We start from the raw sequence: 18,152 nt of genomic DNA, 5'->3' as shown, positions 1-18,152 counted from the left end.
AACAGGGCCTGCTTGTGGGGCCTACCGCCCGGCCCAGGCCTCCGCGTAGAACTGCGGGGAAAGCGATTCCAGCAGTTCGATATACGCATCGCGCTCCATGGCCTGCGCCGATTCGGCCGGAATCTCCGAGGTGAAGGCGGATACGCCCAGCCCGGCCTGACGATCCTTGAGGGTCAGGCCTGCGGCTTCGAGGATGGTCGGGTACATGTTCAGCTGGTCCGCACCGGGGCGCAGCGGAGTGCCTGGTGCCTGGCCCGGAACCCAGACCCGGTTGAAGATAGTGCGGTTGGTGTGATGGTCCAGCTGCTCGTGGAAAGCGTCGCCGGCACTCATGTGCTTGAGATGGTCGCCCATGATCACCACGGCGGTGTCCTCGAGGTACCCCTGCTGTTCCATGTACTCCACGAATCCGGCCACCTCGGTCATGGAGCAGGCGAACACGGAGGTCACATTGTTCTCGGTATCCACGTCGCAGTAGTCGTAGACGTGCACCGGTTCGTGGGTGTCCAGCGTCAGCATGGAGAGGTTGAACGGCTTCCCGGTTTCCTCCGCCTCGGCGTGCAGCCTGTCGACCTCCTCCTTGGCATGTGCCATAAGGCGTTCATCGCTCAGGCCCCAGTCCTTGCGGAAGTTCTCTTGCGGTTCGCCGGCGTCGCGCCAGTCGGAGAGGTCCTTCACTTCGGAGTAGCCATGGGTGCCCAGGAAGGTGTCCTTCGCGGCGAAGGAGGCGTTGGCGCCGCCCAGGAAAACGTTGGTGTAACCCTGCTCTTCCAGGACATCCCCAAGGCAGGTTGACCCGCCCAGGTACGTGTCGCCGTCGTCGTCGAGGTTGCTCGCGTCGCTGCTCTCCTCGGAGGAGCCCACGCCCTTCAGGGGGACGCCGCACTGCGTGGAGACAAGGCCGGCCATGGTCCAGCCGCCGCCCTCGTACTGCTGGAAATTCTCCACGCTCTGCCACCCCTCGGAGGGCTGCGTGGTGTCCTTGAGGGGAACGAAGGCGTCCTTTTCGAAGAGCTGGTCATCCGCGAGGGTGGCTTCCCCGGACTCGAGGTAAATCAGCACCAGGTTGCGCTTCTGCTCCGCCCCGGTGACGGTCGGCTCCACGTAGTAGTCGCCGATGTTGTACTTGGAGTTCGCCGCCTTGATGTAGTCGGCCATGCCCACCGTGCTGGCGAAGGCGGTGGTGCCGCCAATGACCACTGCGCCTACCAGGACGGTGGAGACCGTGCGCATAATCCACGGCGGGCGGTTAGGAGCAGTGTCCTCCCCGTTGCGGCGCTTGCGGCGGCGGAAGTACTGCCACAGGGCGATCCCGCCGGTGAGGAGCAGGGGCAGGACGCCGACCCCCAGGATGCCGAGCCAGACAATGCCCCCGCCGCCGCCGTCGGTCTCCACCGAGACGAGGTTCAGGAGCATCTGGCCCACGGAGATTTCCCCCCAGAAGAACCGGATACCCGCGGCGGCAATAAGCATCGCCAAGCCGAGCCAGATCAGGACGTAGACCAAGACGCGTCCCATAACGACGCCGACCCGTCGGGTCACGTCAAGAATCTGGCCAGACATGTTGATACCTCGCGTTCCAGATGCCCGCCTTCTCGCCGAGCACCCTTGACATCCAACCCGATCTCGGGGTCAAAGAAGAATAGTACCGTCATGCTACCTGTTCAACCTTGGTTCATCCCTCAGGAACGGGCTGGACACCTCCGCGAAAGATCTGTGGTCTAGGCGCTTTCGTCACCAACGCGGATGAGGATCTTGCCGGTGATTCCGTTCTCGACGGCGTCGTGCGCAGCGGCGGTTTCCTCGAGGGGGAACCAGGTGAGGGGCAGTCCCTCGGACTCGCCGACGGGCAGCGCGCCGTCCTGCAGTGCTGCGGTGATGTCCTCTGCCGCGACGTGCTGGGCCTGGGTTCCCACCGTATATATAAGGACGCCCTGCCAACGGACATTTTTCGCGAAGCTCGCAACGATCGGCGCCGTGAATTCCTCGCCGTTGTTGTTGGCGTAGTAGGCGATGCTGCCGTGGTTGGCGATTACGTCCACATCAAGGGCGGCGTTCTGGGCGGGGGACACCTCGACAATGTGGTCGACGCCGTCCGGGGCGAGTTCGCGGATCCGGTCGGCCTCGGCGTCGTCGGGGTAGCGGACGATGTGGTGGGCGCCGGCAGCGGTGGCGAGCTCTGCCTTCGCGTCGCTGCTGACCGTCGCGATCACGGTGGCGCCGGCCCAGGCGGCGAACTGGATGACGGCATGGCCCACGGCTCCGGCGCCTCCCTGAACCAGGACGGTGCGTCCGGCCAGGGCGCCCGGGGCGAGCCTGGACGGGCCGTGCTCGTGGACGGTGAGGGCGCGGTGTGCGGTCATGGCAGGGACACCGAGGCTGGCCGCGACGTCGAAGCCGATGCCTTCCGGGAGCCGCACCGCCCGGTCAGCGGGGAGGACGGTGAATTCCTGGGCGGTCCCGGTCGGACGGCCGTGGGCGGCGAGGTAGATCCACACCCGGTCGCCCACCTGAAGGTCGGTCACGCCCTCGCCGACGGCGTCGACAATCCCGGCGCCGTCCTGGTTCGGCACCACTTCGGGGAACGCCAGGCTGCTGCCGGCGCGGGCTTTCCAGTCGGTGGGGTTCACGCCGGAAACGGTAACCCGAACCCGCACTTCGCCGGGGCCGGGGGCGGCGGCGTCGCGGTCAACGAGGGAGAGGACGGACGAGGGGCCGGTGGCGGAGTACACGATTGCTTTCATGGGCGGTACAAGAAACCCGGGCGGAGTTCTATTCCCCGGTGCGGACAATCGGGTCAGGTGCTCGCCTGCGGCAGCTGCTGCTGGCCCCAATAACTGCGGGCATCAGGGCCGACGGCATCGTAGTCATCGCTGCCGAGGAAGCGCTCCTGTGCGTAAGGGGTGTCATTGGCGACGGTGGCAGCGTAGAGCCGCAAATCCCGTCGCTTGCGGTGCAGGTCCCGGGGGCGGGATTCGTGGACGTAGACCCCCGCCAGGGCGACCGCCTTGCTGATCAGCATGCTGGAACCGTCGGCCAAGCCAGGACCGTTGTAGAGCACCCAGCTTGCGACGGTCAGAACCTCCTCCAGCACCTCTCGGGGCGCTTCCCACGCCCACTGTGCAGCGGCGTCCTCACCGTACGAGAGCAGATCCGCAACGATGCTCACCCGCGACGTGCTCAGCGACATTGTTCCCCCATTTCCCCCGACCCCCGGGGTGTCGACTCGGTTCTGCAACGAGTTCTGCAAAGAGCCGGACCGCCCCCGCGGGGACGGTCCGGCTCTGTTTGACGACGGTTACTACTTCTTGTCGTCCTTGTTTCCGTCCACGGCGTCCTTCGCCTTGTCTTTAACCTGGTCAACCTTCTCCGGGTTGTCCTTGGCTGCGTCCTTCGCCTTGTCTGCCATGCCGCCTAGATCTGCCATTGGATAATGCCTTCCCTCTGTGCGGTCCGGAGCTCATGCGGCCCCGGCTGGGTACACCCATCCTGCCCCACATGGGCAGGTTAGGAACCCGGGTGCAGGTGATTTTTATTGCGGGGTGGTGGCGTTGCCGTCCTTCGGCACTGGTACCGGCACTTGTACCGGCGCGGGTGCCGCAGCTGGAACCGTGCCGCCAGCCAGGGTATCCGCCGGGACCTCGGGTGCATTGTTCTCGTCTTTAAGCTGCCGCACCTCCGACTTAAAGATCCGCAGGGACTGGCCGACACTGCGCGCCAGTCCCGGCAGCTTCGGTGCACCGAACAGGACTATGGCCAGAACGACGACCACGATGATTTGCCAGCCTTCAAGCCTCATAACGGGGAACCTTCCATCGGGGTATGGGTGGGGGAGGAATAGGTTGCGGGGGAATCGGCGGTGCCGAAACCGTGGAGGGCCCGGGCCAGCGCACGGTCCCGGTCGCGCAGGCTCTGTGCGCCGACATACGAGTCCGGACAGTTCAGCTCGAACCCGTGATAGGCGCCGGGATACACGTGCAGCTCGGTGGGCACGCCGGCCTGCAGCAGGCGGGCTGCGAAGGAAATGTCCTCGTCCCGGAACAGGTCCAGTTCGCCCACCTGGATGAGGGTAGGCGGCAGGCTGCGTAGATCTTCTGCGAGAGCCGGAACCGCATGGGCGCTCGCAGGCGTACCGCCCAAATAGCACTCCCACGCGAACCGGCTGTGCGCGGCGTTCCAGGTGGGAATGTCAGCGAACTCGACTGCTGAACCGGAGGTGTGCGAGGAGTCCAGCATCGGATACATCAGGTATTGGAAGGCAATCGCCGGACCGCCGGAGTCCCGGTTCCGCAGGGTGAGTGCGGCAGCCAGGCCGCCGCCTGCACTGGAACCGGCTACGGCCACCCGCTGCGGATCTACAGACAGGGCGTCGGCTGAGGCAAACAGCCACTTCAGCCCGGCCGTCACGTCATCCAGGGGTGCCGGGAACTGGTGCTCCGGAGCGAGCCGGTAATCCACGGCAACCACCACGGCTCCGGTCCGGGCACACAGATCCGCGCAGTAGGACGTATCGCCCTCGATGCTCCCGGCAATCATGCCGCCGCCGTGGATCCAGTAGATAGCTGGATGCGGGCCGGTCCCTGCGGGGCTGAAAACACGCAGGGGAATTCCGTCCGTTGAGTAGTCCCGGAAGGCCCCGCCGGTGCAGGTGGGTGCCGCCGGGGAAGTCCCGGCCCGGAACACCGCGAGCTCCGCCACCGTCGTGGGCGGCGGATGAGCCTCCGAATACTCCAGTCCCGGCAGCAGCTCCGGATCAACCCGGTCGCGGAACCCGGTCATGACTCTAGGGCAGCGGCGAACCAGCTGGTGATCGTGGCCGGATGGGTGATGGCGGTGCCGACGACGACGGCGAACGCTCCCGTGTCCAGCGCGGCCCGGCCCTGGTCCGGGGTATGGATGCGGCCTTCGGCAATCACCGGAACATCAAGTCCCAGATCCGTCAGCTCCTGAAGCAGTTCCAGATCAGGCCCGGACGTTTTTGCCCGTTCCCCGGTATAGCCCGCAAGCGTGGTGCCTATGATGTCCGCTCCGGCGTCGGCCGCAGCGACCGCGTCGGCGGCGGACCCGCAGTCCGCCATGACCAGTGCAGAGGTCTGCTCGTGGACGGCGGCAATGGTCTGAGCCAGGGAGAGCCCGTCCGGCCTCTCCCGCCGGGTGCCGTCCAGGGCTACGATGTGCGCGCCGGCGTCCGCGCAGGCCAGGGCATGGCGCAGCGTAGGGGTGATGAACACGCCGTCGTGCCCGTCCTTCCACAACCCGATCACCGGAACTTCCAGGGCGGACCGTACGGCCTGGATGTCACTGATTCCCTGGACGCGTACTCCGGCGGCCCCGCCGATCACGGCGGACTGCGCCACCTGCGCCGTGGTGCGCGGATCCCGCATCGGTTCGCCGGGGTAGGCCTGGCAGGAAACGATGAGGGAGGAGCGGAGGCTCTCGAGATTAAACATGCTGCCCTTCTGAGACGGGATTCAGTGTCAGTGCCCGGCGGGCGGCACCGCGGATGGCGGCCGTTTCACCGAGCTGTGCGGGAACAACCGGCAGTCCGGTCAGCGGACGCAGGAGCTCGCGGCGGGCCGCCTGCTCCATTGCGTCCCACCAGAGTTCCCCGGCAAAGGCAAGCCCGCCGCCAACGACGACGACGTGCGGGTCCAGGATGTTCGCCAATCCGCCGATGGCGCTGCCGGCAGCCGTTGCTCCGCGGCGAAGTGCCTCGGCGGCAATGGGGTGTCCTGCGGCGGCGAGGCGGTACACCCCGCGGGTGTCCTCGGCCCCAACTCCGCCGAGGCGGGAGTACAGCGCGAAGATTCCCGGCCCGGACGCGACGGCTTCCACATGTCCCGCCCCGCCGCAGCTGCACGGCAGGCCGTTCTCAAACGCGCCTGCCTCGTACGCGAACGGGGACGCGAAGTGCCCTACGTGTCCGGCGGTGAAGCTGGCCCCTTCGACGCATTCGCCGTTCAGGACGTAGCTGCCGCCCACGCCGGTGCCCATGCCGATGAACAGCACGCTGGGCACCCCGGTGCCTGCGCCGAGCCAGCACTCTCCCAGGGCGTGGGCATGCACGTCGTTAATGGCTGTGGCGGGCAGGCCGGTTCGACGGGTGAGCTCGGCAGTCAGCTCGGTGCCGCCCCAGCCGCGGATCGCGTCCGTGGCCGAGACGACGGCGCCGCGGCGGGAATCGATCACGCCGGCGGCGCCAATGCCCAACGCATCAACGGCTACCCCGGTGTCCAAAGCGTCCGCGCGGAGGGAAGCCACGAGGCCCGCAGCGGCGGCCAGGACGGCGTCGGACCCGGCCTGGGCCGGCGTCGCCACTGTGGAGGAGGAGACGATCCGCCCCTCGCCGTCGACCACTGCGCCGGCGGTTTTGGTGCCGCCCAGATCGAGCCCAATCACATGGCGCATGGGTATCAGAGCAGCCCGTTGGACTCGAGGATGCTTCGGATGGCAGCGGTTTCGGCCTCGTTGAGCGGCACCATCGGGGCGGACATTGCATTGGTGTCGATGACGCCGAGCAGCATCAGCGCCGTCTTGAAGGCCCCGAGTCCTGCCGCGCCGGGTGAGACGCGGCCGGGAGTGGGCGTGTACACAATGTTGAAGAGGGAGGCCAGCCGGTCCTGGATCCGGGCCGCTTCGGCGTGGTCGCCGCTGCGCGCGGCGTTGTACAGCGCCGCATAGCCGGCCGGGTCCACGTTGCCGAGCCCCGGAACCACGCCGTGGGCGCCGCCCAGCAGCGCACCGTCCACCACTACCTCGTGTCCGGTGAAGACGGCGAAGTCCGGCAGATCCCGGGTGGCCAGCAGAAGCTGCCGGAACCCGACGTCGTCGCCCGAGGAATCCTTGACACCCGCGAGGACGCCGTCCCGGGCGAGCCGTACCAGCAGGTCCAGCGGCAGCTTGAAGTGGGTCCGGACGGGCACGTCATAGGCAAACAGGGGAACGTCGAAGGCGGCGTGCAGGGCGCGGAAGTGGATCTCCGTTTCCGCGGCATCCGAAATGGCGTAGAACTGCGAGGTTGCCACGATTGCGTCCGCCCCGAGGCCGATGAGCCGGCGTCCCTCCTCGATCACGCGGGGAGTGGTCTGCTCGGCCGCACCGGCGAGGATGGGCACTTCACCGGCGTTGACGCCGGCAATGGTCCGCACCACCAGGTCGCGTTCGTCATTGGTCAGGTAGGGCACCTCGGCGGAGGAGCCCAGGACGAACAGTCCGGAGACGCCGCCGTCGAGCAGGTGTTTGGTGAGCTTTTCCAGCGACGCGGTATCGACGGCGCCGTCCGCGGTGCGGGGCGTGACCACCGGGGGGATGACTCCGTGGAAGCGGGACTGTGTTGCGTGTGACAAGTAGTTCTCCAGTGCTTGGTTCTAGATGTGCAAAAGGCTGGGCGCTGCTCCGAGCAGGCTCTTGGTGTAGTCGTTGGCCGGGGAATCAAAGACGTCCCGGGCGGGACCTTCCTCGACGATCCGGCCGAAATACATCACGCAGATGCGGTCGGAAACGTACCGGACGGTCTGGATGTCATGGGAGATGAAGACCATGCCGAGGTTCAGTTCCCGTTTCAGGTCCGAAAGCAGGTTCAGCACCTGGGCACGGACCGAAACGTCCAGGGCCGACGTCGGCTCGTCGGCCACGATGACCGACGGGTCCAGGCACAGCGCCCGGGCGATGGCGACGCGCTGGCGCTGGCCGCCCGAGACCTGGTGCGGAGTGACCGCGGCGGCGGACTGCGGCAGGCCCACCAGGGAAAGCAGGTCCTTCACCTTGGCGTCCCGGCTCTGCTGGGTGCCGATCCCGTGGACCTGCAGCGGGTCGGTGAGGATGTCATGGATGGTCATCCGCGGATTCAGGGCAGTGGCCGGGTCCTGGAACACCACGCCGACGTCGCGGCCGAAGGTCTTCTTGGACGAGGAGGCCTTGGTGCTGACCTTTTTCCCGTGGAACAGGACCTCTCCCGCCGTCGGCTCCTGCAGCCCCACCAGCACGGAGGCCAGGGTGGACTTGCCGCAGCCCGATTCCCCCACAATGCCCACGGTCTCGCCGCGGCGGACGGTGAAGTCCACGCCGTCCACCGCCTTGACGATGTTCGGGCGGAACAGGGAGCCCGAGCGGGCCCGGTGGTAGACCTTGATGTCCTTTAGCTCCAGGACCGGTGCGGTGCTGTTTTCTGCGTTGTTGCTCATGCCTGCTGCCTTGCTGTTGTGCCGGTGTCCACTAATGCCGCGGGTTTTTCGTGGCTGGCCCAGTAGTGGTTGGTTTCGCCGATGCGGACAAATTCCAGGACCTGCTCCGGATCTGCGTCCGGACGCAGGGAGCGTTCGGCGAAGCGGTCGCCGCGGGCGAAATCTCCGGGGGAGGGGACGGTGCCCTGGATCTGGTGCAGGCGTTCGGCGCCGGCTTCGATGGACAGCACCGCGCCGAGGAGGCCGCGGGTGTATTCGTGGCGGGGATCGCGCAGCAGGTCCGGGACGTTGCCGGATTCCACTACCTGCCCGGCGTACATCACGGTGACCCGGTGGGCCAGGGAGGCAACCAGGGCCAGGTCGTGGCTGACGAACACCATGGCGAAGCCGAGCTGCTCGCGCAGTTCGTTGAGCAGATCGACTACCTGCTTCTGCACGGTCACGTCCAGCGCCGTGGTGGGTTCGTCCGCCACCACGATCTTCGGCGACCGGGACAGGGCCATGGCGATCAGCACGCGCTGCCGCTGCCCGCCGGAGAGTTCGTGCGGGTAGCTCTTCAGGGTGCGGTCCGGGTCCAGCTTCACCATTTCGAGCAGTTCGCGCGGGGTCTTGCGTCCGCCGCGCCTGGTGAGCTGCTGCAGCTGGTCCTTGATGAGCATCGAGGGGTTCAGGGAGCTGAGTGCGTCCTGGTAGACCATGGCAATCTGCTCGCCGCGCAGGCCCTTGTAAAGCCGGTCGCGTTCCTTGGGATCGTTGGTCAGCAGTTCCTCGCCGCGAAACCGGATGGATCCGGAGAGCCGGGCGGTGCGGGGGAGCAGCCCCATGATCGCCAGGGAGGTGATGGACTTTCCACAGCCGGACTCGCCCACCAAACCCATGGTTTCGCCCTCGCGGACGGTGAAGCTGACCCTGTCCACAATGGCGGTGTCTCCGTAGCGCTCCGGGAAGCGGATGGACAGGTCCTTCACTTCCAGGATCACCGGGGCGTCGTCGGCCACGGCGGGGAGCCGGTCCGTGCGGGAGGCCTCGACGGCGGCCAGCATCTCCAGCTCCACGGCCAGGGCGGCCAGGGATCCGGGTTGGTTGACGTTCGTGCCGATGACCGGTGCGGCTTCCAGCTCCCGGCCGCCGTCGGCCTGCGTCAGCGACGTCCCGGCGGCATCGAGTGCGGACGGCTGTGCTGCGGTGGCGACGGCCTCGACGGCGGCCGGTGCCGCCTTCCGGCCGGCCTTCCGGACGCCCGGGTTGACCATGGCGTCGGTGAGTCCTTCCGCCAGGATGTTCAGTGCCAGGACGGTGAGCAGGATGGTGATGCCGCCGAACGTCGTCGGCCACCAGGCGCCGCTGAAGACCACGTTGCGCCCGTCCGCCATGACGTTGCCCCAGGACGCGGCGGGCTGCTGCACGCCGGCGCCGAGGAAGGACAGCGAGGCTTCCAGGATGATGGCATCGGCCACCATCACGGTGGCGAACACCAGGATGGGCGCCGCGCAGTTGCGGGCAATGTGGCGCAGGAGGATGTAGGTGCGGCTGGCGCCGATCACCCGTTCGGCCCGTACATAGTCCTCGCCGTACTGGGCCAGGACATTGGCGCGGACCACCCGTGCCAGCTGCGGGGTGTAGACAATGGCGATGGCTAGGATGATCACCGGGACGGTGGAGCCGAAGAGGTTCAGCGAATGCTCGCGGAGGGCAAACAGTAGCGCGGCGGCCAGGGCGATGCCGGGGAAGGCCATCATGATGTCGAGGATGCGCATGACCGTCTCGCTGACGGCCTTGCGCGACGTCGCGGCAACCGCGCCGAGGATGGAACCGAGGACCAGGGCCACGGCCACGGCGCCGAGGCCGATGGCGATGGACACCCGGGCGCCGTAGAGCATCCGGGAGAACACGTCGTAGCTGGAACCGTCGGTGCCGAAGAGGTGCTCACCGTTGGGGGAAAGAACCGGGACGCTTGACTCGTTCTCGCCGTAGGGAGCCAGGAACGGGCCGAAAATTGCCACGAGGACAATGAACCCGAGGAATCCGAGGGCGAGTTTTGAACTGAGGTTCAGTGCGGTGAAGCGTGCTCCGCCGCTGCTGAGCCGTTCGGCCAGTGAATTGCGCATGGGTTACACCGTCCGGATTCGGGGGTTGATAAGCAGGTACAGCAGGTCAACCACGATGTTGACCAGGACGAAGGCGACGGCGATGGTGAGCACCGCGCCCTGCACGAGGTTGGTGTCCGACGTCGTCAGGCCCACCACAATCAGGTCACCCATGCCGTTGAGGCTGAAGATCTTTTCGATGACGACGGCGCCGCCGAGCAGGTAGCCCACCCGGAGTCCCAGCACCGTCACGGGAGTCACCAGGGCGTTGCGCAGGACGTTGCGGGCGACGACGGTGCGGTAGGGCACGCCGTTGCCGATGGCCGTGCGGACGTAGTCCCGGTCGAGTTCCTCCACCATCGAGGTGCGGACCACCCGGATGAGCGACGCCGAGACGGGGATGCCGAGCGCGAGGGCCGGCAGGGCCATGGAGTACAGCCAGCCGACGAAGCCGTACTGGTCCGCCCAGGCCAGCCCGCCGGTGGGGAAGATAGAGCCTTCGGGCAGGGCGAACCACTGGATCAGCAGGATCGCCAGCCAGAAGGAGGGGGTGGCGATTGCGGCGATGGAGAACACGCGGATGGCCTGGTCCGGCCAGCGGTCCCGGTAGAGCGCACCGAGGATACCGAGCGTGAGGGCGAGGACAACGGCCAGGAGGATGCCCAGGAAGGTCAGCTGCAGGGTCACCGGGAAGGCGGTGGCGATCTTGCTGGCCACCGACTCCTCCGGCGGGTTGGTCACGCCGAAATCGAGCCGGAGCACACCGCCCAGGTAGCGGAAGAACTGGACCACCAGCGGAGCGTTGAGTCCGCGTTCCTCCCGCCAGGCTTCCTTGGCGTCCTCGCTGGCGTTTTCACCCAGGACAGCCGTGGCGCGGTCCGCCGGAACCACCGACAGCACGATAAACACCATCACGGTGACGCCCAGCAGCATGATCGGCAGGACAGCCAGCCGGCGCCCTAACAGGCGGATAAACATTGTCACTCAATAACTCCAATGCAGGGGGTGCGGCGGGGCGCTTGAAGGGGAGGCGCCCCGCCGTCGGTTGTCTCGCTACTTGCGTCCTACGCCTACGAAGGAGACACCGGTCGTGGGCAGCGGCTGGAAGCCGTCGAGTGCGTTGCTGTCCCAGGCGGTGGGCAGCTTGCGGTGGAACAGCGGGTACAGCGGAGCTTCCTCGGAGACGATGTCGATGACCTCTGCGTGGATGCCCTTGGCCTTGTCCGGATCCACCTTGACGGCCTGGTCCAGCTTGTCCTGCACGGCGGCGAATTCCGGGGTGGTGTTCCAGCCGGCACGGGCCTCCATCCAGGTGGCGCCGCGGTAGAACCAGCTGAGGAGGATGTCGCCGTCGTTGCCGAAGACCGAGGGGTCGCCGGGGGCGCAGAGCACATCGAAGTTCTTGCCGCCCACCTTCTCCGGCGCGTAGACCGCGGCGGACTGGAGGATTTCCAGGGTGGTGGTCACGCCGATGGCGTCCCAGTACTCCTTGATCAGGGGAACCACGCGGGTCACCCAGCCGGTATCCGTGGAGGTCAGGGTGATGGTGATGTTCTCCATCCCCGCTTCCTTCAGCAGGGATTTCGCCTTCGCGGCGTCATACGCGTAGACGGTGGACGCCTTGCTGTAGGAGGGGTGTCCCTCCTGGAAGTAGGACGAGGCTGCAGTGGCGTTGCCCAGGAGGGCCTTGCTGATGACCGCGTCCGTGTCGATGGCGTAATGCAGCGCCTGACGCACCCGCTTGTCGGGGAACTTGGCGCAGTTGAACATCAGGAACAGCAGGCCGAAGGACTGCACCGATTCGACGTCGACCTTGCTCGCGAGCTGGTCAACATCCAGGTAGGGGACATCCTCGATGGCCTGGGTCCGGGAGGGTACTGCGGCCACCCGTGCAGCCGGATCGGCCAGCAGCAGCCAGGTCATGTCCGCTACGCGTGCCGGGTACTTGCCGTTGTAGTCGTCGAACTTCTTGAAGACGAGGCGGTCTTCCTTGACGGCCGAGACCAGGCTGTAGGGGCCGGAGCCGATGGGTTTCAGGTCGAAACCGGCCGGGTCGGCCTTCACTGCGGCTTCGGGCACCACCTTGATGACCGAGATGCGCGAGCTGAAGCCCGGGAAGGGGTACTTCAACTTGAACTGGACGGTCGAATCGTCCTTGGCGGTCACGGTGTCGATGAACGGGATGAAGCCGGCGAAGAGTGACTTGTTGGCCGGATCGAGGACGCGCTGGAAGGAGAAGACGACGTCGGCGGTGGTCACTGGCTCACCGTTGTGGAACTTCGCGCCGTCGCGCAGCTTGACCTCGTAGGTGGTGTCGTCCACCATCTGCGGTTCCGCAGCAGCCAGGGCGAGATACCGTTCCCGGGTAGCCGGATGGAGTTCGGTCAGGCCTTCGAAAATGTGCAGGTTCGCTGCCTGCGGCGTGGCGCCCGTGGAAAGCATCGGGTCAAACCCGGTGGAGAGCTGGTAGGAGATACCGGCCTCAATCGAGCCGGTGCCTTCAGCGGCCGCTGTGCCGCCGCCCGTGGCAGGGCTTCCACCCGGGCTGCAGGCCGAGATGGACCCTGCAAAGGCTGCTGCGGCGCCCATAACGCCGGCCAGCTTGAGGAAGTTACGCCGGCTCGAATCCTTCAGGAGCCCGCTGCTTTCAAAAGTGTTGCTCATCGTTGCGCCTCACCCATCCATGTCACTTATCGGACGTAGGATGTCCGATGGTCGTTCCGAAACTGTAAGGTTCATCACATCGGAACGTCAAGCGCGATCGGCAGAAGTCTTTTCTGGAGATAGGACATCCTATATCCTGAGGGCAACAACCAGCTTTTTGTTTCTGAGTCCGTTTTCACCACCCGTCCCAGGAGATCCGAATGAGTGTGCCCGATGGCTCGCTGCCGCCGGCACGGTTCAGTGCCCAGAACCGTTCCCGTGCCCTCCAGGCGGACATCATGGAGCTGATCCTCGACCGCGACCTCAAGGCGGGTGACGCGCTTCCCACCGAGGCCGAGCTCACCCAGGCCCTGGGGATCGGCCGCAATACCCTGCGCGAAGCCCTCAAGGTGCTGCAGGCCCTGGGCGTGGTCGAAATCCGCCACGGCTTTGGCATGTTTGTTGCGCCGGCCAATTTCGATGCGCTGGCCGACGGGCTGACCTTCCGGGGGCGGCTGTCCCTGCGCCATGAAGGCAATGAAGCGCTGCAGCTCGTGGACGTCCGCCAGGCCCTGGAAGCGGGCCTGATCGGCGAGGCCATGGACCTGTCCACGCCGGAGCACCTGGCCGAGATCGAAGCCACGGTCCAGCGGATGGAGGCGCTGGCGGACAGCGGCGAAGGATTCACGGAGGTGGACCAGACGTTCCATTTCCAGCTGTTCGAACCGCTCGGCAATGAGCTGCTCCTGAACCTGATGTCCGTGTTCTGGAAGGTCTACCGAAAGATCCACCTGGAGCTCGGCGAGGATCCGCTGATCAGCCTGGTGGAGACGGCCGCCGTCCACCGCGGGATTTTCGAAGCGGTCAAAGCCGGCGACAAGGACCTGGCCTCCGAACGCCTGCGGCGGCACTTCGACGGCATCCGTGCCCAGCTGACGAAGCTGCGGGATGCCCCGTGAGTACCCGTTCCCTTCAGCACCTCCCCGCACCGGACATCCGGCGGCTCAGCCCGTCCCGAATCGGGCCGGCCGGCGCCGACGTCGTCCTGGGAACACTGGACCTTCGGCCCGCCCCCGTGATCGGCGTCGCCACCGGCTCCTCGCCCTCGGCGCTGTATGACGCGCTGGCCGGCAGCGGCCGCGATTTCACCGGCGTGACGTGGTTCGCGCTCGATGAATATGTGGGGCTGCGGCCCGGCCATCCGCAGAGCTATGCCGAGGTGCTCCGCAGGGAAATCATCGAACCCCTGGGTCTGAACCCCAGCCGCGTCCATGTACCGGACCCGCACGGACATAACCTGCAGGACGCCGGAACCGACTATGAGGGACGCATCGCCGATGCGGGGGGCATCGACCTGCAGATTCTGGGTATCGGCCGCAACGGCCATCTGGCGTTCAACGAGCCCGGAGCTGCGCTGGACTCACGCACCCGGGTCGAAACCCTTACCGAAGATACCCGCCGCGCCAACCAGCGCTTCTTCGACTCCCTCGATGAGGTGCCGACACACTGCCTCACCCAGGGGCTCGGAACCATACTGGAGGCCAAGCACCTGCTCCTGATTGCGCGGGGCGAGGGCAAAGCCGAAGCCCTGGCACGCGCCCTGACCGGCCCGGTGACACCGGATTGCCCCGCATCGGTGCTGCAGCTGCACGGCAACGTCACCGTCCTTGCCGACGACGCCGCTGCCGCGCTTCTGGCCTAGCGAAACAGAAACGGACACCGTGTGAACCAGCTGACTGCCCGAACCGTCCTGCGCGGGGGAGCCGTCACGGACGGCAGAACACTGCCGGACGCGACCGTTGCGGTGGAGGGGGCCGTACTTGCGTACGCGGGACCGACGGAGGGATTCGAGCCGCGGCCCGGAGACCTGCTGGTAGAGCTGGCCGCCGGCGAGGTCCTGGTACCTGGACTGGTGGACCTGCACTGCCACGGCGGCCACGGTGTGGATTTCTCCGGCGCCGACACGGCGGAGATGCGCCGCGGAATTGCTGCCCTGCACGCGACAGGCACCACCACGTTCCTGGCCAGCCTCGTCACCGACTCCCCGGACGCCCTTCTCCCGCAGCTGGAGGTCCTGGCGGGCCTGGCCGAGGAGGAACTGATTGCCGGGACGCATCTGGAGGGGCCCTTCCTGGCCGAAGCCCGCTGCGGCGCGCAGGATCCCCGGTGGCTGCTGGACCCCGAGCCTGCCCTGGCGCAGAAGTTCATTTCCGCCGCCCGGGGCACCCTGCGGACCATGACCTACGCTCCCGAGCGCTCCGGCGCGGACGAGCTTATTGAGCTCCTGGCCGGCAACGGCATCATTCCCTCGCTCGGCCACACGGCCTGTTCCCCGGAACAGGCCGGGCAGGCCCTTGCCCGCTCCCGGCAGGCACTGTCCCGGCAGGTACCGTCCGCAGTTCCACCCCGCCCGACGGTCACCCACATGTTCAACGCCATGGACCCGCTGCATCACCGGGCGCCGGGCGCGCTCACCGCCTGCCTCCGGGCAGCGAAGGCGGGCGCCGCCGTCGTCGAGCTGATCGCCGACAATGTCCATCTGGACCCCGCGCTGGTGGCCACCATGTTCGAGCTCCTCGGTGCAGACAACATTGCCCTGGTGACGGACTCGATGGCCGCTGCCGGGCTGGAGGACGGGAACTACCGGCTGGGCCCCGCAGCGGTCACGGTGCTCGCGGGTACGGCTCGGATTTCGGACACCGGAGCGATTGCCGGCGGGACGGCTTCCATGCTCGACCTGGTGCGGAACAGTGTCCGTGCCGGTGTCAGCCTGGCGGATGCCGTGACCGCAGCAGCAGTGGTGCCGGCCCGGGTTCTCGGGATGGAGCAGCAGATTGGACAGCTGATGCAGGGCGGCGCTGCGGACGTGCTCGTCCTGGGCCCGGACCTGGAGCTCCGCGGGGTTATGCGGCGGGGGAAATGGCTGTACCGGGCCGCCCCATAGGTCCGCAGAGGTGGCGGACGACGTGTGCAAAAGACAGCCTGCTGTCGGATAGGCTTACCTACCGTCGCGGCAAACCTGCCGCGGAATCAGCCAGCTTTATGGGGGAAGCATGTCCGAGCAAATGGCGCAGGACGCCAATTACAATCCTTACGCAGGAGTCCAGCCGGCAACGCCCGCTACAGCTCCCGTCGCAGCTCCGGCGCGGCCGAAGACAGTGGAGACCGCCTTCTGGCTGCTGATCGCTGCCGCGGCTTTGGTGCTCATCCGGATTCCGGTGGGAATCGCAGCCGTGAACTCCGAGAAGCACAAGGAGGAAGTAGGGTCGATCTTCGGTACGGCCAACATCCCCTGGTGGACCTCCGAGGAAATCTCCGGCTATGTGTCGGGGGGTATCTTTACCGCCGTCATCCTCACGGCGATTGCCCTGCTGTCGCGGATGGGCTTTGGCTGGCCCCGGATAGTCCTTATCCTCGTCGTGATTTCCACCGCGCTGAACACGCGGGTGCAGTTCTTCGCGAGTGTCGTGACGGTCTACCCGGCAGCCTGGGTGACTTTGGTATCCGTCCTGCTGTCACTGGCCGCAACGGTGCTGCTGTTCCTGACCCCGTCGAATCACTACTTCAAGTCGATGGGGCAGTACCGCAAGGGCAAGAAGCCCGTCAAAGCCTAGGCTGACGCTTCTCGGCCCGGCGGCCGGCAGCCCTGTTGGCTGACCGGCCGCCGGTTTCGCGACGTAGGCTTGGAAGATGCGAAACGAAACCCTCTGGGAAGCGAAAAAGCGGCAGAATCCCGGGCATTCCGCCTGGTACATCTCGCGGTTCGAAGCCATGCGGGAGCAGGGCCAGGACCTCGACGGCGAAGCCCGGCTGATCGACGCCATGCTGCCGCGGGGAGCCCGGATCCTCGATGCCGGCTGCGGTCCCGGCCGGGTTGGCGGGGAACTGGCGCGGCGCGGCCACGCTGTCGTCGGCGTCGACGTCGATCCGGAACTTATCGACGCCGCCCGGCAGGACTTCCCGGACCTGCAGTGGTTCGTCGGGGACCTCTCGGAACTGGACCTGCGCGCCGAAGGCGTTCCCGATCCGTTCGACCTGATTGTCTGCGCCGGCAACGTGATGACCTTCCTGGCACCGGGAACCGCCGTCGACGTCCTGACCCGGATGCGCGAGCACCTTGCAGCCGACGGCCGGGTGGTTATCGGGTTCGGCGGAAACCGCGGGTATGCCTTCGAGGCCTTCTTCGACGACGCCGCCGCGGCCGGCCTTGACGTCCAGCAGCGGTTCTCCACGTGGGACCTGCGGCCGTTCACGCCCGAGTCGGACTTCCTGGTGGCGGTGCTGGGGCGCGCCTGAGGCCTAGGGTGCGCCTGAAGCCTAGGCCGCGGCGTCCATGGTGCCGAGAATCCGCACCCTTAGGTCCTCCGGCCCGACATGCCGGCTGATCAGGGACATGGCTGCGGGATCGGCGCCGCGGAGGACTCCCAGCAGGAGATGTTCCGTCCCGATGTAGCCGTCCTTCCGGGCCGTTGATTCGCGCAGGCTGTTCGTCAGTACGGCTTTCGCGCCGCTGCTGAAGGGCAGGTGCCCGCCTTTGAGGGAGTCGAACAGGCGACGTCGCCGCGGGGCGGCACCGGCGGCCGCATCCAGGGTGCCTTCACCGAATTGTGCGTCGACGGCGCGGCGCACCTCGTCCAGGTCGATACCGACGGATTCCAAGGCGGCGGCGTCGTCGTACGCGGAGTCCGGGCCCATGGCACGTAGGTCCGCACGCAGCTGCGTTGACGTGAGGCCGCACTCGGCCAGCACGGACGCCAGCTGAGGGGTGGATGTTTCGACCGCGGACACCGTGCCGATCAGCACGTGCACCGGGAGGATCTGGGTCGCCTCCAAGGTGCGGGCTTCTTCCTGAGTGGAGACGACACTTTGGCGGGCTTGCTGAGTGAACCGTTCAAACATGGCGCTACTTCGCTTTCCGGTTGTACTTCTGGTGTACTGCCTGCTTGCTGATGCCGAGCTGGTCGGCGATGGCCTGCCAGGACCAGCCCTGCGCCCGGGCATTGGCAACCTGCACGGCCTCGAGCTGGTCGCGCAGCCTGCCGAGGGCGACGACGGCGCGCAGCCCGGTGGCCGGATCGGGACTTGCCGCCGCGGCGGCCAGGCGGGATTGATCTTCCATGTCGTCAACTTAGATTGACGGAGGGAGGGCGTCAAGGGGGTTAGCGAAACAGCTGGTCAGGGCAAATGCCCGGGTGGTTCTTGGACGGGCTGCTCAGGTCGGCCCACCTAAGCGGGTCTT

At 66.8% G+C, this 18,152-nt stretch carries 20 protein-coding genes; 5 read left to right on the top strand and 15 right to left on the bottom strand.

What is annotated here, in order from left to right:
• Positions 1–21 precede the first annotated feature (21 nt).
• From LJ760_RS15010 to LJ760_RS14955, 13 genes are all read right to left on the bottom strand, one after another.
• Positions 22–1,563, bottom strand: a complete 1,542-nt coding sequence (locus LJ760_RS15010) for an LTA synthase family protein (protein WP_227924132.1) — start codon at positions 1,561–1,563, stop codon at positions 22–24.
• Positions 1,564–1,721: 158 nt separating this feature from the next.
• A complete protein-coding gene (locus LJ760_RS15005; RefSeq protein ID WP_227924131.1) occupies positions 1,722–2,744 on the bottom strand; it encodes an NADPH:quinone reductase in 1,023 nt (340 codons plus the stop codon).
• 53 nt (positions 2,745–2,797) lie between these two features.
• The gene (locus LJ760_RS15000) at positions 2,798–3,190 is read right to left on the bottom strand and encodes a hypothetical protein (RefSeq protein ID WP_227924130.1); all 393 of its coding nucleotides are present in this window, start codon (positions 3,188–3,190) and stop codon (positions 2,798–2,800) included.
• A gap of 111 nt (positions 3,191–3,301) precedes the next feature.
• Complete coding sequence (locus tag LJ760_RS17430) at positions 3,302–3,427, bottom strand: hypothetical protein (RefSeq protein WP_257793697.1); 126 nt, start codon at positions 3,425–3,427, stop codon at positions 3,302–3,304.
• Positions 3,428–3,532: 105 nt separating this feature from the next.
• Positions 3,533–3,799: a Sec-independent protein translocase subunit TatA gene (tatA, locus tag LJ760_RS14995; RefSeq protein WP_227924129.1), complete on the bottom strand. Its 267-nt coding sequence runs from the start codon at positions 3,797–3,799 to the stop codon at positions 3,533–3,535.
• Complete coding sequence (locus LJ760_RS14990) at positions 3,796–4,779, bottom strand: alpha/beta hydrolase (RefSeq protein WP_227924128.1); 984 nt, start codon at positions 4,777–4,779, stop codon at positions 3,796–3,798. The genes tatA and LJ760_RS14990 overlap by 4 nt, the downstream gene beginning before the upstream one ends.
• Positions 4,776–5,450 (bottom strand): N-acetylmannosamine-6-phosphate 2-epimerase, encoded by a 675-nt coding sequence (locus tag LJ760_RS14985; protein ID WP_227924127.1) that lies wholly within the window; start codon positions 5,448–5,450, stop codon positions 4,776–4,778. The genes LJ760_RS14990 and LJ760_RS14985 overlap by 4 nt, the downstream gene beginning before the upstream one ends.
• The gene (locus LJ760_RS14980; RefSeq protein WP_227924126.1) at positions 5,443–6,408 is read right to left on the bottom strand and encodes an ROK family protein; all 966 of its coding nucleotides are present in this window, start codon (positions 6,406–6,408) and stop codon (positions 5,443–5,445) included. Before LJ760_RS14980 ends, LJ760_RS14985 begins: the two co-directional genes overlap by 8 nt.
• Positions 6,409–6,413: 5 nt before the next feature.
• On the bottom strand, positions 6,414–7,346 hold the full coding sequence (locus tag LJ760_RS14975) for a dihydrodipicolinate synthase family protein (RefSeq protein WP_227924125.1): 933 nt from the start codon (positions 7,344–7,346) through the stop codon (positions 6,414–6,416).
• Between the two features lie 21 nt (positions 7,347–7,367).
• Complete coding sequence (locus LJ760_RS14970) at positions 7,368–8,183, bottom strand: ATP-binding cassette domain-containing protein (protein WP_227924124.1); 816 nt, start codon at positions 8,181–8,183, stop codon at positions 7,368–7,370.
• Entirely contained in the window at positions 8,180–10,291 is a 2,112-nt protein-coding gene (locus LJ760_RS14965) for a dipeptide/oligopeptide/nickel ABC transporter permease/ATP-binding protein (RefSeq protein WP_227924123.1), read from the bottom strand. Before LJ760_RS14965 ends, LJ760_RS14970 begins: the two co-directional genes overlap by 4 nt.
• Before the next feature lie 3 nt (positions 10,292–10,294).
• Positions 10,295–11,248: an ABC transporter permease gene (locus LJ760_RS14960; protein ID WP_257793701.1), complete on the bottom strand. Its 954-nt coding sequence runs from the start codon at positions 11,246–11,248 to the stop codon at positions 10,295–10,297.
• Positions 11,249–11,323: 75 nt separating this feature from the next.
• Positions 11,324–12,934 carry an ABC transporter substrate-binding protein gene (locus LJ760_RS14955; protein WP_227924121.1) on the bottom strand — a complete coding sequence of 537 codons (1,611 nt, stop codon included), beginning with the start codon at positions 12,932–12,934 and terminating at the stop codon, positions 11,324–11,326.
• Between the two features lie 200 nt (positions 12,935–13,134).
• On the opposite strand from LJ760_RS14955, the gene LJ760_RS14950 reads away from it, so the two are divergent.
• The 5 genes from LJ760_RS14950 to LJ760_RS14930 all read left to right on the top strand — a co-directional run bounded on the left by LJ760_RS14950 (position 13,135) and on the right by LJ760_RS14930 (position 17,209).
• Positions 13,135–13,872 carry a FadR/GntR family transcriptional regulator gene (locus LJ760_RS14950; protein WP_227924120.1) on the top strand — a complete coding sequence of 246 codons (738 nt, stop codon included), beginning with the start codon at positions 13,135–13,137 and terminating at the stop codon, positions 13,870–13,872.
• Positions 13,873–13,907: 35 nt separating this feature from the next.
• Positions 13,908–14,615, top strand: coding sequence for a glucosamine-6-phosphate deaminase (locus tag LJ760_RS14945; RefSeq protein WP_442860671.1), 708 nt, complete (start codon positions 13,908–13,910; stop codon positions 14,613–14,615).
• Positions 14,616–14,636: 21 nt separating this feature from the next.
• Positions 14,637–15,857, top strand: coding sequence for an N-acetylglucosamine-6-phosphate deacetylase (locus LJ760_RS14940; protein WP_227924118.1), 1,221 nt, complete (start codon positions 14,637–14,639; stop codon positions 15,855–15,857).
• Between the two features lie 109 nt (positions 15,858–15,966).
• Positions 15,967–16,527 carry a hypothetical protein gene (locus LJ760_RS14935; protein WP_227924115.1) on the top strand — a complete coding sequence of 187 codons (561 nt, stop codon included), beginning with the start codon at positions 15,967–15,969 and terminating at the stop codon, positions 16,525–16,527.
• A gap of 76 nt (positions 16,528–16,603) precedes the next feature.
• Positions 16,604–17,209: a class I SAM-dependent methyltransferase gene (locus tag LJ760_RS14930; protein WP_227924114.1), complete on the top strand. Its 606-nt coding sequence runs from the start codon at positions 16,604–16,606 to the stop codon at positions 17,207–17,209.
• A 21-nt stretch (positions 17,210–17,230) separates the two neighbouring features.
• Here LJ760_RS14930 and LJ760_RS14925 read toward each other — a convergent pair whose 3' ends face one another.
• Both LJ760_RS14925 and LJ760_RS14920 read right to left on the bottom strand, forming a co-directional pair.
• Positions 17,231–17,812, bottom strand: a complete 582-nt coding sequence (locus LJ760_RS14925) for a Clp protease N-terminal domain-containing protein (protein WP_227924112.1) — start codon at positions 17,810–17,812, stop codon at positions 17,231–17,233.
• 4 nt (positions 17,813–17,816) lie between these two features.
• On the bottom strand, positions 17,817–18,032 hold the full coding sequence (locus LJ760_RS14920) for a helix-turn-helix domain-containing protein (protein ID WP_227924110.1): 216 nt from the start codon (positions 18,030–18,032) through the stop codon (positions 17,817–17,819).
• Positions 18,033–18,152: the final 120 nt, after the last annotated feature.

This window comes from Arthrobacter sp. zg-Y895 (assembly GCF_020731025.1).
GTDB lineage: Bacteria > Actinomycetota > Actinomycetes > Actinomycetales > Micrococcaceae > Arthrobacter_B.
Note: the sequence above shows the minus strand (reverse complement) of the source record. Positions and strands in the feature narration are given on the sequence as shown.